The sequence below is a fragment of the Desulfomicrobium salsuginis genome, assembly GCF_054657795.1.
Genome location: NZ_BAAHYA010000001.1, coordinates 1,186,057 through 1,200,536, shown reverse-complemented (window position 1 = coordinate 1,200,536; position 14,480 = coordinate 1,186,057). Strand labels below are relative to the sequence as shown.

Annotated in this window: 12 protein-coding genes; 6 read left to right on the top strand and 6 right to left on the bottom strand. The window is 64.7% G+C overall.

The features are described from left to right. Position 1 precedes the first annotated feature (1 nt). Positions 2–1,948: a methionine--tRNA ligase gene (gene metG / locus ACYQ3G_RS05410; protein ID WP_459823297.1), complete on the top strand. Its 1,947-nt coding sequence runs from the start codon at positions 2–4 to the stop codon at positions 1,946–1,948. A gap of 234 nt (positions 1,949–2,182) precedes the next feature. Here the strand turns inward: metG and ACYQ3G_RS05405 are convergent, their stop codons facing one another. After that, positions 2,183–3,865, bottom strand: coding sequence for a formate--tetrahydrofolate ligase (locus ACYQ3G_RS05405; protein ID WP_459823290.1), 1,683 nt, complete (start codon positions 3,863–3,865; stop codon positions 2,183–2,185). Between the two features lie 14 nt (positions 3,866–3,879). Next, positions 3,880–4,752, bottom strand: coding sequence for a UDP-N-acetylmuramate dehydrogenase (gene murB, locus ACYQ3G_RS05400; protein WP_459823285.1), 873 nt, complete (start codon positions 4,750–4,752; stop codon positions 3,880–3,882). Between the two features lie 192 nt (positions 4,753–4,944). Here murB and ACYQ3G_RS05395 point away from each other — a divergent pair, with 192 nt between their 5' ends. The 5 genes from ACYQ3G_RS05395 (at position 4,945) to ACYQ3G_RS05375 (ending at position 8,330) form a co-directional block, all read left to right on the top strand. After that, positions 4,945–5,400, top strand: a complete 456-nt coding sequence (locus ACYQ3G_RS05395; RefSeq protein ID WP_028576401.1) for an RrF2 family transcriptional regulator — start codon at positions 4,945–4,947, stop codon at positions 5,398–5,400. A gap of 71 nt (positions 5,401–5,471) precedes the next feature. Further along, on the top strand, positions 5,472–6,647 hold the full coding sequence (argJ, locus tag ACYQ3G_RS05390; RefSeq protein ID WP_459823276.1) for a bifunctional glutamate N-acetyltransferase/amino-acid acetyltransferase ArgJ: 1,176 nt from the start codon (positions 5,472–5,474) through the stop codon (positions 6,645–6,647). After that, the gene (locus ACYQ3G_RS05385; protein ID WP_459823270.1) at positions 6,628–7,257 is read left to right on the top strand and encodes an HD domain-containing protein; all 630 of its coding nucleotides are present in this window, start codon (positions 6,628–6,630) and stop codon (positions 7,255–7,257) included. Before argJ ends, ACYQ3G_RS05385 begins: the two co-directional genes overlap by 20 nt. Before the next feature lie 6 nt (positions 7,258–7,263). Beyond that, positions 7,264–7,848: a hypothetical protein gene (locus tag ACYQ3G_RS05380; RefSeq protein ID WP_459823267.1), complete on the top strand. Its 585-nt coding sequence runs from the start codon at positions 7,264–7,266 to the stop codon at positions 7,846–7,848. Next, the gene (locus ACYQ3G_RS05375) at positions 7,845–8,330 is read left to right on the top strand and encodes a metallophosphoesterase family protein (protein WP_459823260.1); all 486 of its coding nucleotides are present in this window, start codon (positions 7,845–7,847) and stop codon (positions 8,328–8,330) included. Before ACYQ3G_RS05380 ends, ACYQ3G_RS05375 begins: the two co-directional genes overlap by 4 nt. A 97-nt stretch (positions 8,331–8,427) precedes the next feature. Here ACYQ3G_RS05375 and ACYQ3G_RS05370 read toward each other — a convergent pair whose 3' ends face one another. The 4 genes from ACYQ3G_RS05370 to ACYQ3G_RS05355 form a co-directional block, all read right to left on the bottom strand. Then, positions 8,428–10,329 carry a peptidylprolyl isomerase gene (locus ACYQ3G_RS05370; RefSeq protein ID WP_459823257.1) on the bottom strand — a complete coding sequence of 634 codons (1,902 nt, stop codon included), beginning with the start codon at positions 10,327–10,329 and terminating at the stop codon, positions 8,428–8,430. 48 nt (positions 10,330–10,377) lie between these two features. After that, entirely contained in the window at positions 10,378–12,300 is a 1,923-nt protein-coding gene (locus ACYQ3G_RS05365) for an aconitate hydratase (protein WP_459823254.1), read from the bottom strand. A 75-nt stretch (positions 12,301–12,375) separates the two neighbouring features. After that, the gene (locus ACYQ3G_RS05360) at positions 12,376–12,624 is read right to left on the bottom strand and encodes a hypothetical protein (RefSeq protein ID WP_459823251.1); all 249 of its coding nucleotides are present in this window, start codon (positions 12,622–12,624) and stop codon (positions 12,376–12,378) included. After that, positions 12,581–14,233, bottom strand: a complete 1,653-nt coding sequence (locus tag ACYQ3G_RS05355; RefSeq protein WP_459823249.1) for a chorismate mutase — start codon at positions 14,231–14,233, stop codon at positions 12,581–12,583. The genes ACYQ3G_RS05360 and ACYQ3G_RS05355 overlap by 44 nt, the downstream gene beginning before the upstream one ends. Between the last annotated feature and the right edge of the window lie 247 nt (positions 14,234–14,480).

The following is a 14,480-nucleotide window of genomic DNA, read 5'->3' as shown; positions in this document are numbered from 1 at the left end:
GTTGAAACCGTTTTTCATTTCGACTCCCATCTACTATGTGAACGCCCGGCCGCACCTCGGGCACGGATATACGACCATCGTCGCCGACAGCGTGAGCCGTTTTCACCGGCTGAGGGGCGACGCCACGTTTTTTCTCACGGGCACCGACGAGCACGGCGACAAGATCGTGCAGGCCGCCGAGGCGAACGGTCAGGATCCCAAGGCCTATTCGGACACCATCAGCCAGCTCTTCAAGGATCTCTGGCCCGAGCTTGAGGTGTCCAACGACCAGTTCATCCGCACCACCGACACCCGGCACAAGCTCTGCGTGCGCCACGTGCTGCAGCAGGTCTTCGACAACGGGGACATCTATTTCGACGAGTACGGCGGGCATTACTGCTTCGGCTGCGAGCGCTTTTACACCGAGAAGGAGTTGGTGGACGGAAAGTGTCCGGATCACCAGACAGTGCCGACCTTCATCAAGGAGAAGAACTACTTCTTCCGCATGAGCAAGTACCTCGAACCGTTGCGCCAGCACATCGAGGCCAACCCGGATTTCATCCAGCCCGAGCGCTACCGCAACGAGGTCCTGTCCATGCTCAAGGAGGACCTGGGCGATCTGTGCATCTCCCGGCCCAAGACGCGGCTGACCTGGGGCATCGAGCTGCCTTTTGACAGCGATTTCGTGACCTACGTCTGGTTCGACGCCCTCATCAACTACATCTCGGCCCTGGGTTACCCCGACGGCGAGGATTTCCGCAAATACTGGGCCGGCGCTCATCATCTCGTGGCCAAGGACATTCTGAAGCCCCACGCCATCTTCTGGCCGACCATGCTCATGTCGGCCGGCATCCCCCTGTACAAGGGGCTGCGCGTGCACGGCTACTGGACCGTGAACGAGACCAAGATGTCCAAGAGCCTGGGCAACGTCGTCGCGCCCCTGGACATGGCCAAGAAGTACGGCCTGAGCGCCTTCCGCTACTTCCTGCTGTCGGAGATGAGCTTCGGCCAGGACTCGTCCTTCAGCGAGGATGCCCTGGTGGGCCGCTTCAACGCCGACCTGGCCAACGACCTGGGCAACCTGTTCTCGCGCAGCCTGTCCATGACGCACAAATATTTCGGCGGCGTGGTGCCCGAATGCGGCGAGCTTGAGGATCTCGACCGCGAGGTTCTCGAAATCGGCCATAACGCCATGGCCAATTTCCAGACCCAGTTCGAGCACTTCCAGTTCTCCAGGGCGCTCAAGTCCCTGTGGGAGCTCATTCGCCACCTGAACAAGTACATCGACTCGTCCGCTCCGTGGACCCTGTACAAGAACGGGGACATGAACCGGCTGGGCACGGTCATCTACGTGATCCTCGAAGGCATGCGCAAGGTCGCCCTGCACCTGTGGCCGGTCATGCCGTCCACCAGCGAGACCATGCTGACCCAGCTCGGAATCAAGTTCGCCCTGGAGGGCGTGGACCTGGAGGCCGAGACGTCGTCCTGGTTCGGCCTGGCCCCGGGGACGCCCGTGGCCGAACGCTCCAACCTCTTTCCCCGCCAGGACCTGGAGCCCAAGGAGGACAAGCCCGCCGAGCCGAAGAAGGCCAAGGCCCCCAAGGAGGCCAAGCCCGGTCCCAAGATCGAGATGGCCTGCCCCGAGTGCATCGAGTTCGAGGACTTTGCCAAGGTCGACCTGCGCGTCGGTACGGTCCTCGAAGCAGCCCCGCACCCCGAAGCCGACAGGCTGCTGGTTCTCAAGGTCGACGCCGGGGAGGAGAGCCCCAGGCAGGTCGTGGCCGGCATCGCCGAGTTCTTCAAGCCCGAGGAACTGGTCGGCCGGCAGGTGGTCGTGGTCTTCAACCTCAAGCCCCGCAAGCTGCGCGGCACCGTCTCCCAGGGCATGGTCCTGGCGGTCAAGAAGGAAGGCGGCCTGGCCCTGCTGGGGCCGAGCTCCGAAGTCGTCAACGGGGGCAAGGTGTCCTGATTTTGTGACTGTATTCCTGAGCTGAAAGGCATGGATTTACCCTGACGGGCACAAGCCCGCCTTCGTGGGAATGACACAGCGTTCCATGCGGCAGTTCGGTTTACGGTTAAAGTCCGGTTCCTTCACCCCACCATGGCGTCATCCCCGCGAAGGCGGGGATCCATCTTCCGTAATAATGAAGCGAGCCCCTGCCATCGTCTGGCAGGGGCTCGCTTCATTTGGGCAGGCAATCGGTCAGAACAGGCCGCTGATGACCCCGTTGGCGTCGATGTCAATCTTTTCCGCCGAAGGTATCTCCGGCAGGCCGGGCATGCGCATCATGTTGCCGGTGATGGGAACCAGGAAGCCCGCTCCGGCCGCGATCTCGACCTCGCGCACTGTGGCCGTGAAGTCCCGCGGGCGGCCGCGCAGTCCGGGCTGGTCCGAGAGGGAGCTTTGGGTCTTGGCGATGCAGATGGGGAGGTGCTCGAGCCCCAGCCGCTTGATCTTGTCCAGGTCCAGCAGGGCGCCGGGGGCGTACTCCACTGAGGCCGCGCCGTAGACGCGGGTGGCGATGATCTCGATCTTCTCGCGCACGCTCTGCTTCCAGTCGTAGAGGGGCTTGTAGTGGGCCGTGCAGCGGTCGGCCGTGGCCGCGACCAGTTCGGCCAGTTCCTCGGCCCCGGCCCCGCCCTTTTCCCAGCCTTCCATGATGGCCGCCTGCACGCCCATGAACTGGCAGTGGTCGAGGATGACCTGATGCTCCTCGTCGGTGTCCGTGGCGAAGCGGTTGATGGCCACGATGGGCGTGAGGTGGAAGAGGCGCACGTTCTCGACCTGCTTGGACAGGTTCTCAAGGCCCCTGGCCAGGGCCTTGGCGTTGGGCACGGACAGGTGCTGCAACTCCACGCCGCCGTGGTACTTGAGGGCCCGGACCGTGGCCACCAGGACCACGGCGCAGGGGTCGAAGCCCGCGGACTGGCATTTGATATCCAGAAACTTCTCGCCGCCCAGGTCGAAGCCGAAACCGGCCTCCGTGACCACGTAGTCGGCCAGGCACAGGCCTGTGCGCGTGGCGATGACCGTGTTGGTGCCCTGGGCGATGTTGGCGAAGGGGCCGCCGTGCATGATGGCGGGGTTGCCCTCCAGGGACTGGATCAGGTTGGGCTTGACGGCGTCCTTCAAGAGGGCGGCCATGGCGCCCTGGGCGCTTAAGTCTCGGGCGTGGATGGGTTCGCGGCCATGGGTGAAGCCGATGAAGATGTCGCCCAGGCGTTTCTTCAGGTCCGGCAGGTCATCGGCCAGGCAGAGGATGGCCATGATCTCCGAGGCCGCCGTGATGTCGAAGCCCGTCTCGCGAGGCACGCCGTGGGCCAGGCCGCCCAGGCCGCAGACCATGCGCCTGAGCGACCGGTCGTTCATGTCCATGACCCGCTTCCAGGCCACGGTGCGGCCGTCGAGGTTGAGGGACCGGCCCTTGCTCTGCAGATTGTTGTCGATGAGTGCGGCCAGGAGGTTGTTGGCCTTCTCGATGGCCGCGAAGTCGCCGGTGAAGTGGAGGTTGATGTCCTCCATGGGCAGGAGCTGCGAATACCCGCCGCCCGTGGCGCCGCCCTTGATGCCGAAGACCGGGCCCAGGGACGGCTCGCGCAGCACGACCATGGATTTTTTGCCGATGCGGTTCAGGCCGTCGCTGAGTCCAATGGACACCGTGGTCTTGCCTTCGCCAGCGGGCGTGGGCGTGATGGCCGAGACCAGGATGAGCTTTCCGTACTTGCACTGGTCCTTTTCAGCCAGATGCAGGGGCAGCTTGGCTTTATGCTTGCCGTAGGGTTCGAGCTGGTCGTAGTTCAGGCCGAGCTTGGCCGCGATGTCGCGGATGTGCAGCATCTTGGCCTGTTGGGCGATGGAGATGTCGGACTTGGCGGTTGCGGGCATGATGCTCTCCTGTCTTATTCATGTTCGGGGCAGAAGGGGCAGAGACACTGTTCGAGTTCGAGTTCGTAGCCGAAGCGTTCGAGCACGGTCCGGCGGCACAGTTCGACCAGTTCGAGGACGTCCTGGCAGGTGGCGTCGCCGACGTTGACGATGAAGCCGGCGTGCTTCTCCGAAACCTGCGCTCCACCCACACGTGCTCCCTTGAGGCCGGCCTGGTCGATGAGCTGCGAGGCGTAGGCCCCTTCGGGGCGCTTGAAAACGCTGCCGGCGGACGGGAATTCCAGGGGCTGCTTTTCCCTGCGTCTGGCCAGGATTTCCTTGCGCCTGGCCAGCAGGGCTGTGGTGTCTGCCCGGGGCAGAATCCATGTCCCGGCCAGGATGACGGAGTCGCGCAGGGCCAGGGCGCGCCGGTAGCCGAAGCCGCACTCGGCCTTGGGAATTTCGACCACGCGGCTGTCCCTGGTCAGGACCGTGACGCTGAGCAGGCAGTCGGAGATTTCCTGGCCATAGGCCCCGGCGTTCATGAACAGCGCGCCGCCCAGGGTGCCGGGGATGCCGGACAGGCATTCGACGCCGCCCAGACCTTCGCGCAGGTTCTCCAGGACCCAGGCGTCCATGACCTTCCCGGCTTCGGCGAAGACGGTGCCGCCGTCGCGCGAAGTGGCCGTCATCTCGCTCGTGGAGATGATGGGCAGCCGGATTTCGCCGTCCGGAAAGAGGGTGTTGGCCCCGCCGCCGTGAATCCAGAAAGGGCGCGCCTGGGCGCGATGCAGGCGGACGATTTCGGCCATCTCGTCGATGCTTTCCGGGAAATAGAGATCCCGGGCCACGCCGCCGATGCGGTAGGTGCAGAAATTTTTGAGCGGTATGTCGCGAAGGTGTTTCATGATACTCCCCACGTACTCCCGCAGCCGTGAAGGTGCAATATTGCGGTGCGCGCGCCGAGAAGGTAGGGGATGGTTTGAAGCCGGCCACGAAGAACCGCGCAAGGGGCGCGCCCCACGCGCGGCCACGGATTCGAGGAGTCTGGCCGAAGGTCGGACGGCCGCGCAACATCAACCCGTATCATTCGAGAAAACATGAAACTCTCCGCAAAATCCAGATACGCGTCCCGCATTCTCCTTGACCTGGCGTTGCACAACGAAGGCGTCCCGCACCGCGTCAACGACATATCCGAGCGGACGGGCATCACCATCCCGTTCATCGAGCAGATCATCAAACCCCTCAAGCACGCGGGCATGGTCGCGAGCAAGCGCGGCGCCGCAGGAGGGCATCAGCTGAACAAGTCCGCCGAAGACATCACCCTCGGCGACATCGTGCGCGTCATGGAGGGCTCGGTGGAGCTTTCGGCCTGCCTGAGCGACCCGAAGCTTTGCGGGAGGACCGATGACTGCCTGACCAGGGCTGCCTGGCAGCGGGCCACGGACGCCATGTTGCGCGAGCTGGACACCATAACCCTGGCCGAGCTGGCCAAGGGGGCGCCAAACTGCTGCCAACTGACAGAAGACTATTTCGATCGCGACCAACCCCTTTGACAAAGGTTTTTTCCCCTGTCAGGGAGGAATCCCGTGCTCGGGCGCGGGATTTTTTCGTATCCGGAGGAGTCATGAACATCCCGTCAGGTTTCCGCTTTTCCACCGCCCAGTGCGGTTTCAAACGTCCGGGCCGCTCGGACCTGGCCCTCGTGGTCAGCGATGCGCCGGCCGCGGCCGCAGGCGTCTTCACCACCAATCGCTTCCAGGCCGCGCCGGTCCTGGTGGCCCGGGAAGTCCTGGCCGCTTCGCCGGCCGGCATCCGCGCCCTGGTCGTCAATTCCGGCCAGGCCAACGCCTGCACCGGCCAGGAAGGCATTGACAAATGCCGGGCAACCCTTGAGCAGCTGGGCTGCCTGGGGCTCAAGCCCTCAGAGGTCATGCCCGCCTCCACCGGCGTCATCGGCGATCAGCTGAAGATGGACCTCTGGGAACTGGGCGTGCCGTCCCTGCGCGACAACCTCGGCCGGGCGGGTCTCGTCGATGTTGCCCGGGCCATCATGACTACGGACACCTTTCCCAAGATCGCCTCGCGCGAAGTGTCCCTCGGCTCCGGAACCGTGCGACTGGCCGGTTTCTGCAAGGGCGCCGGCATGATCTGCCCGAACATGGCCACCATGCTCGGTTTCATCCTCTGCGACGCGGGCGTGGACCCGGCCTGGTGGCAGGCTGCCCTGACGCGTTGCGTGGAGAAGAGTTTCAACGCCATCACCGTGGACGGCGACACGAGCACCAACGACTGCGTGCTGGCCCTGGCCAATGGCGCGGCCGCAACCGCCGCCGGTGCCGATCTGCAGATCCTCGAAGAGGCCCTGCTCGAAATCTGCCAGGACCTGGCCTACATGATCGTACAGGACGCCGAGGGCGGCACCAAGGTCATGCGCGTCAACGTCAGCGGCGCAGCCAGCATGGCCGACGCCCAGCTGGCCGCCAGGGCCGTGGGCAACTCGCCCCTGGTCAAGACGGCCCTCTATGGCCGCGACCCGAACTGGGGCCGCATCGTGGCCGCCCTGGGCCGCAGCGGCGCCTCCTTCACGCCCGAGGCCGTGGTGGTGCGTATCGCCGGTCTGACCATTTTTCGCCAGGGCACGCCGGTCAAGGCCGACTGGGACAGCCTGTTGGCCTCGGCCCTGCGCCGCGACACCGTGGACATCGACATCGAGCTGAACGCGGGAGGGGCCGAACTGACGCTTTTGGCGTCCGATTTCACCGAGGAGTACATCAAGATCAATGCTGAATACCGAACCTGAGGCCGCCGTCGTGGCCGACCCTACCTGGAGACGCCTGGCCGATTTCGTCTTCGAGCTTGGCATGCTGCGGCGCACCCCGCGCACGGGCTACCAGTTCCTCGGCTCCGGCGCCGAGAACGTGGCCGAGCATTCCTTCCGCACGGCCATGATCGGCTACATCCTGGCTCGCAGGGCCGGGGCCGACGTGGCTCGCACCGTGTTCCTGTGCCTGTTTCACGACGTGCACGAGGCTCGCATCGGCGACTTCAACTACGTCAACCGCATCTACAATACGAGCGACCCGGTCCTGGCCTTCACCCACGCCTTGGAGGGTACGGGCCTGCGGGCGGAGGTGCTGGATATGTGGCGCGAGCTCGAAGCCGGCGAGACGCTGGAGTCGAAACTGGCCCATGACGCGGACCAGCTCGACTTCATCGCCAACCTGAAGGAGGAGCAGGACCTGGGCAACCCCTATGCGGCCAAGTGGCTGGCCCATGCCCTGCCGCGGCTCAGGACCGACGTGGCCCGCGAGTTCGCCGCGGTCATCCGGGAGACCGACCAGTCGCAGTGGTGGTTCGCCCGGCCCGACGAGTCCTGGTGGCGCAAAGGCAACGGGAAGCGACGGTCCTGAGGCGGCATGGTCAGGCCAGAGCGGAAGGCGCCCCGGCTCGGGTGGGCGGTGACAAGCGTCCTTCTCGCCCTCTGCCTGCACGCCGGCCCGGCCTGGTATCTTTTCTTCGGCCACCTCTACGGATTGCCGAGCGTTCTCGAACTCAACATCGACGCCATCAACTGGTACCGGCAGCGCATCTTCCGGGAACGTCCGCCTGACGGATCGAGCCAGCCCGCAGCCGTTGCGCCCCTGAACATCACCGTATCCATGCAGGCCCGCCCCGACACCGGGAAGCGGGTCTCGGGCCCGCGCAGCGAGACGGAGCTCGTCAGGGCCAGGGCGGTGCAGCGCGCCATCAGGAGTCTGTGGGAGAGCATGTCCCCCGAGCGGTCGGGCTACGCCCTGGTCAGCCTGAACATCCGCGCGGACGGCAGCATCGGCGAGTTCGTCCTCAACCGTATCTCCGGCGGGGAGGAGTTCCAGGCCTTTCTCCTTTCGTTCCTGTCAACGCTCAAGGCCACCTCGGGCAGTCTCGGCGGAGCCGGCGAACCGCTGTGGATCGAATGCGAGTTCGTCATTCAACCGATGAAAGGCAAAGGGGCCTCATGATCGTCGCGGTCATTTCCGATACCCATCTCGAACGGCCGGACCGGCTGCTGGCGGCCGTGTTCGAGCGCTTCTGCCGCGACGCGGACGTTCTCCTGCATTGCGGGGACTGCGTGGGCGAGGAGACGTGGGCTTTCCTCAATTCCCATCCCCGGTTCTACGCCGTGCAGGGCAACTGCGACCTGCCGCCGCTGCGAGGATCGCTGCCCGGCTTGCGCGACCTCGAATTGGAAGGATTCCGGGTGGGCATGGGCCACGGCTGGGGACCGCGCTCCCGCGTGGGCGAGGCCGTGGCCGAGCAGTTCCCCGAGGCGGACATCGTCTGCTACGGGCACACGCACATCCGCGACTGGCGCCGGCTGGGCAACGGAGTCAGGCTCCTCAACCCCGGCTCCCTTTTCTGGCCGAGGGGCGGGGAAGGCGGGCTGGCCAGACTCACACTCGAACGGGGCCGGGACCCGGAGGTGGAGTGGGTGACGCTCTGAAGCGCGCGGAGTCCTGATTCGCGGAGTGCTTTTCAAAAAACGAAGGCCCGCCTCGGTATTCAAGGCGGGCCTTCGCGCATGTCGTGTTCGGGAAGCGTCAGTTGTCGAGCAGGGCCGGGTTCGTCAGGCGAACATCGGCCTTGGCGCGCAGATCCGCCATGAAGGCCTGCATGGCCTGGCCTTCGGTGCGCTCATTGAGGGTCGAAACCCACAGGTCCTTCTCCGCAGCCCATTCCTCAGGCGTGGGCGGGACGACCTTCACGGGCTTGGCCAGGACATATCCGGTGGGGAAGGCGAAGGATTCGGGAATCCAGGCGCCGGCAGGGGCCATGAACGCCTTCTCGGAAAGCATCTGGTTCGCGCCCAGGCCTGGGATGGAGCCCTGACGCCCGAAGGGTTCCGTCTCCATGGCCGTGGCGTTGGACGCCGCGGACGGGGCTTCGCCCTTCATGAGCAGGGCCAGATCGGCGTCGGCGTCGGCCTTGGCCAGCTTCATGGCTTCCTCCCGTACGATGGTCGCCACGATGCTCTCGCGGACGGCGTCCAGCGGCTGCACCGAGGCGTCCAGCTGTTCGCGCTTGGTCGCGAGCACGTATCCGTCCTCAAAGGGCACGGGGGACTGGGTCGTGGCGTTCTGCGCAAGGTCGAAGAGGGTGGCTGTGTTTTCCGGGGACAGGGCCGCAAGCTCCACGGGACCCTGTTCGCGGGTGAAGGAGTCGGTCGTGCGGACTTCGATGCCGAGTGTCTTGGCCACGGCATCGAGGGAATCGCCGATGAGGACCATCTCCAGCGCCTGGTCCAGGCGGTCCTGCAGCGTCTCGGTGGCGCGGTCCTCGGCGATGGAGCGGCGGATCGTGTCGGCGACGCTGGCGAAATCCTCGAAGCCGGCGGCCTTCTTGTCCTCGACCTTGATGAGGTGGAAGCCGAACTGGGTGCGGACCGGTTCGCTGACCGCGCCCTTGTCCAGGGCGAAGGCGGCGTCCTCGAAGGGCTTGACCATCCGGCCGCGGCCGAACCAGCCCAGCTCCCCGCCGGTCTGGGTTCCGGACGGGTCTTCGGTGTATTTGGCGACCGTTTCCTCGAAGCTCTTGCCGGCCTTCAGGTCGGCCTGGGCCTTCTTGATCGTGTCCATGGCCTTGGCGACATCGGCTTCGGTGGCGTTTTCATCGACGCGCACAAGGATGTGGCGCGCCTGGACCTGCTCTTCGATCTTGAAGTTGTCCTTGTGCTGGTCGTAATACGCGCGGGCTTCCTGATCCGTCACGGAGGCCGTGTCGGCCAGGGCGCCGGGGGTCAGGACGATGTAGTCGACCCTGGCCTTGGCCGGCACGGCGAAAGCGTCCTTGCGCGCGGCGTACTGCTCGGCGATCTTTTCCTCGGTGGCGTTGACCTGGTCCTTGTACTTTTCCCAAGGGTACTTCAGGTAGGCGATCACGGCAGTGCTGCGGCCGTAGTCGTAATAGTCCCGGGCCTGCTCCTCGCCCAGGCGCCCCGTGAGGCTCAGGTAGGCCTGGAGCTTGTCCATGAGCATGCTGCGCATGTACTCGGACTCGAATTTGCCGGGGGTGAGGTTGTTGGCCCGCAGCACGTTCTGGTAGGTTTCAGGGTCGAAGAGCTTTCCGTCCTTCTGGAAGGCCGGGATGAGGTGGATCTGCTTGGCGAGTTCTTCCTTGGAGACGCTCAGTCCCAAGGTCGCGGCCTGCTGCAGCATGAGCTCCTCGCCGACCATCTGGTCGAGGATCTGCCGCTTGAAGCCCATCTGGGCCAGCATTTCGGACGTCACGTTCGGGTTCTGGCGCCTGATCATCTCCAGGTTGCGCTGCAGACGCTCCTGGAAGTGCTGCAGATGAATGGGAGCGTCGTTGACCGTGGCCACCACAGTGGTCTTGTCGTTGTGCATGCGGTTCATGCCGAACGCCAGGACGAACACGGCGATGATGATGCCGAAGAGTATCTTGATTCCCCAACTTTGAGCGCCTTGGCGCAGTATATCGAGCATGGAGTCTCCGACGGAGTGTCTGAGGTTAAATGGTATCGCCGACCGGGCCTATTTCTGCCTGTCGTTGACGAAGTTGAGCAAACCGCCCGCCTTGATAATGGCTATTTCATTACCCGTCAAATCATGGCCGAGCGCGATCCGTCGGCCTTCGGCCGTCGTGGCCTCAAGGGGCTGCCCGGCGGCCAGGGCCGTCAGGTCGAAGCGCAGGACCGCGCCCTGGGCCAGGGCGTCGTAGTCCGCCGGGTCGGCCAGGACCAGGGGCAGGATGCCGAAGTTGATCAGGTTGGCCTTGTGGATGCGGGCGAAGGACTTGGCCAGGACGATGCGCACACCGAGGTGGCGCGGGGCCAGGGCCGCGTGTTCGCGGCTGGAGCCCTGGCCGTAGTTGTCGCCGCCCAGGATGAGGCCCTGGCCGGCGGACTCGGCGCGGGCCACGAAGTCCTTGTCCTCGCGCTCGAAGACGTGGCGGCTGATGGCCGGGATGTTGGAGCGCAGGGCCGTGATGGCCGCGCCGGCCGGCATGATGTGGTCCGTGGTGATGTTGTCGCCGACCTTGATCAGCACCGGTAGTTCCATGGTGTCGGGCAGTCTGTCGAAGGGCGAGAGGGCGACGATGTTGGGCCCGCGCACGATTTCCACCGCGGAGCCGTCTTCGGGCGGGAAGGCGAAGAGGTGCCGGATGGACGGGGCCGAGGACGGCAGGGACGGCTTGGAGACGGCCTTGACCCAGCCCGCGGGGTCGGTGAACTTGCCGTTCAGGGCGCAGAAGGCCGCGGTCACGGGGCTGACCAGATAGACCTGGCCGTCCTGGGTGCCGCTGCGACCCTCGAAGTTGCGGTTGAAGGTCCGGGCGCTGACGCCGTGGCTCGATGGCGAGCCGCCCATGCCGATGCACGGGCCGCAGGAGCACTCCAGGAGCCGGCCGCCGGCGTCGAGGATCTTGTCCAGGAGGCCTTCGGCCATGAGCATCTTGAGGACCTGCTTGGAGCCCGGCGAGAGCAGCAGGTCCGTGTTCGGCGCGATGTGCTCGCCGTCCAGGACCTGGGCCACGGCCTGCAGGTCGGAGTAGGAGGAGTTGGTGCAGGAGCCGATGGCCACCTGATCCACGGTCAGGCCGTCGAGTTCGGCCACGGGCACGACCAGGTCGGGCATGTGCGGACGGGCCGCCAGGGGCGCAAGGGTGCTCAGGTCGATGACGATCTCGCGGTCGTACTCGGCGCCGTCGTCGGCGGCCAGGGGCGCGAAGTCCGCCTCGCGGCCCATGAGGGCCAGGAACGCGCGGGTCTGCTCGTCGCTGGGGAAGACGGAGGTCGTGGCGCCCAGTTCCGCGCCCATGTTGGTGATGGTCGCGCGCTCGGGCACGCTCAGGCTGGCCACGCCGGGGCCGCAGTACTCCATGACCGCGCCCACGCCGCCCTTGACGGTCAGCACGCCCAACAGGTGCAGGATGACGTCCTTGGCCGAGGCGTGTCCGGTCAGCTCGCCTTCCAGGCGGATCTTGAAGACCTTGGGCATGGTGATGGTGTAGGGCTCGCCGGCCATGGCCAGGGCCACGGACAACCCGCCGGCGCCCATGGCCAGGCTGCCGATGCCGCCGGCCGTGGGGGTGTGGGAGTCGGAGCCGATGAGGGTCTTGCCCGGGACGGCGAAGTTCTCAAGGTGCAGCTGGTGGCAGATGCCCGTGCCGGGAGGCGAGAAGACGATGCCGTACTTGGCCGCGACGCTGCGCAGGTAGCGGTGGTCGTCGGGGTTGCGGAAGCCCATCTGCAGGGTGTTGTGGTCCACGTAACTGACGGAGAGCTCGGTCTTGACCCTCGGCAGGCCGATGGCCTCCCACTGCAGGTAGGCCATGGTGCCGGTGGCGTCCTGGGTCAGGGTCTGGTCTATCCTGATGGCCACTTCCCTGCCGGGCGTCATGTCGCCTTCGACGAGGTGCGCCGCGATAATCTTCTGGGTCAGGTTCTGTTTCATGGATGCTCCTTCACGGGAAAGACGGGTATTTGAAAAAAGGCTCCCAGCCGAAGCCGGGAGCCTGTCGTGTCTGGTTCACCAGGTGGATGTGAGACGTCGCAGCTTGACCTGCAGGAACTGGATCTCCGTGTCCATGCGCAGCTTGTCCTGCTGCAGGCGGAAGATCTCTTCGTGAAAGGTCACGCCCTGGGCCGGGTCCTCGCGCTGCAGCAGATCCTGGACCCGGGCCTGGATGGCGGCCTGCTCCGTCCGGATGCGGTCGATGTCCCGCTCGATGGCCTCAGTCTGTGGAGATTCTGATGCGCTTGCGCTTGGGCTTGTCATCGCGGGTTTCGTCTTCCTTTTCTTCGCTGCGCGGCTGGTTGATGAAGTTCTGGGGGTCCGGGAGATTCATGAAGATCTTCCAGAACCAGGGCCATGCGGAGGTGATGTTGTCGGCGTTGCTCATGCACAGCCCGGGATGGGTGAAGGAGATGAGCGCGCCCGCCAGGGTCCAGTAGGGACCGGGGCTCTGCCAGGGCGACTCGCCGGATTTCCTGTTCGCCTGGGGCGAGGCGGGGAGCCCGACCTGCAGGAGCCCAGGCTCGATGGAGTAGCCCGCGCCGAGGTTTTCGAGCATGTCCTGGGCGTACTCGACGTCTTCGCGGGAGGTGTCCAGGGTGATGGCGCACTTGCCGCGCAGGCCCATGGCCATGGCCAGGACAAGGGGCAGGTACTCCTGGCAGCATGTAAGATCAATGGAAAGCTGCTTGGGCCTGTTGCCCATGCGCGAGGAGATCTGGTCTGAGCCGATGTTGATGCGCAGGCCGAACTCATGAAGGATGTCCATGACGTCCTGGAGGTGCGGCGCATACTCCGGCCACTTGCCGTGAAGCACCACGTTGCCGTCCACGAAGAACGGCAGAGCGAGCAGGTGCAGGCTCATGAGCGGGTCCACCGGGATGTCGACGGAGGAAAGATCAAGACTCAGCGGCGCGGGCGGAACGATGATGGCGGTCCCTTCGTACTGCAGTTCCGAGAGGTACTGCTGCAGGAAGACGATGCCCTTGCGCAGGAGCTTGCTGCCTGCGTAGGACTCGTGCAGGCGGATGGTCAGGCCGGATTTGAACGTGGTTGCGGCCACGGCCAGGGCGAGGATGAACTTTCTGGACACGCCCTCGGGGATGAAGATGGTCTCGGGCAGCTGTCCGCTCGATTCCACGCGCACGGGCACGCCGTTGCTGTGCGGTTCGACGATGGTCAGCCGGGCGCCGAGCTTGGGCAGAAGGTCCTGGACCGGCCTGACATCGTGAATTTTCAGTTTGGTCGAGCCCGTGAACTTGGCCCGAGTCACCTTGCCCAGTGCGAGGCAGAGCAGGAGATAGAAATGGAACTTGCTCTGGCCGGCGTAAATGATCTTGTTGTCGAGGGACCATGACGAAACCGGCTGTGTCGAGCACGCGCGGTTCTGGAAGGTCAGGTTGAAGCCGCAGAGGTTCAGCGCGTTGATGAGTTCCAGAGATATGTCGTTGCCCTGGAACGGGGCCACCGTCAGGGGTGCGGGATTCGTGGCGCCGAGAAAGAACATCATGCTGCGCAGGATCTGGTCGCGCGGCGCCGAGAGGTCGATGTTGACGGGTTTGCGCCTGGGATAGAGGCACAGGGGCTTCTCGTTGGAGGCGTTTCGCTCGACGCGGGCGTAGGAAAGATTGTTGGTCAGGTGGAAGATCTTCTTGAGGATCTGGGGCTCCAGATTGTCGCCCTTGGACGTATCCCTCCAGACTTGCCACAGGACCTTTTCCTGATTCGGGTCGGTGATGCCCAGGTTTTTTGCCCGGCGGGACGCCGCCGCCCGCGACAGCAGGCTGGTGCGCGCGGCGATGAGGGATACGAGGCGTTCGTCGAGCTGCGCCAATTCCTGGGTAAGTGAGAGGGTCGTGTGTTTTTCGGCCATTCGGTTCGCTTCGGGGCTAGGGTGTTGCTGGTTCATGGGTAGATGAACGCATTGATTACTCAGGGAACAATAGGGTTGTTTAACAATAAGAAGGTACGGATTGCAAGGGCTTGTTGGCGTGCAAGATCACAACATATTGAAATAAAGGTATTAATCTTTGGTTGTTCAGAGGCCGTGCATGTTTCATGGGTGGTTGAAGAGAGGTTGATAAAAAAATCACAAAAAGGTTGACAAGTTTGCCGAGCCG

Excerpts from the sequence above, each read along its gene's own strand:
- ACYQ3G_RS05405 (WP_459823290.1), bottom strand. The coding sequence starts at position 3,865 with ATGCCCGCAACCGCCAAGTCCGACATCTCCATCGCCCAACAGGCCAAG.
- murB (WP_459823285.1), bottom strand. The coding sequence starts at position 4,752 with ATGAAACACCTTCGCGACATACCGCTCAAAAATTTCTGCACCTACCGC.
- ACYQ3G_RS05395 (WP_028576401.1), top strand. The coding sequence starts at position 4,945 with ATGAAACTCTCCGCAAAATCCAGATACGCGTCCCGCATTCTCCTTGAC.
- argJ (WP_459823276.1), top strand. The coding sequence starts at position 5,472 with ATGAACATCCCGTCAGGTTTCCGCTTTTCCACCGCCCAGTGCGGTTTC.
- ACYQ3G_RS05385 (WP_459823270.1), top strand. The coding sequence starts at position 6,628 with ATGCTGAATACCGAACCTGAGGCCGCCGTCGTGGCCGACCCTACCTGG.
- ACYQ3G_RS05380 (WP_459823267.1), top strand. The coding sequence starts at position 7,264 with ATGGTCAGGCCAGAGCGGAAGGCGCCCCGGCTCGGGTGGGCGGTGACA.
- ACYQ3G_RS05375 (WP_459823260.1), top strand. The coding sequence starts at position 7,845 with ATGATCGTCGCGGTCATTTCCGATACCCATCTCGAACGGCCGGACCGG.
- ACYQ3G_RS05370 (WP_459823257.1), bottom strand. The coding sequence starts at position 10,329 with ATGCTCGATATACTGCGCCAAGGCGCTCAAAGTTGGGGAATCAAGATA.
- ACYQ3G_RS05365 (WP_459823254.1), bottom strand. The coding sequence starts at position 12,300 with ATGAAACAGAACCTGACCCAGAAGATTATCGCGGCGCACCTCGTCGAA.
- ACYQ3G_RS05360 (WP_459823251.1), bottom strand. The coding sequence starts at position 12,624 with ATGACAAGCCCAAGCGCAAGCGCATCAGAATCTCCACAGACTGAGGCC.
- ACYQ3G_RS05355 (WP_459823249.1), bottom strand. The coding sequence starts at position 14,233 with ATGGCCGAAAAACACACGACCCTCTCACTTACCCAGGAATTGGCGCAG.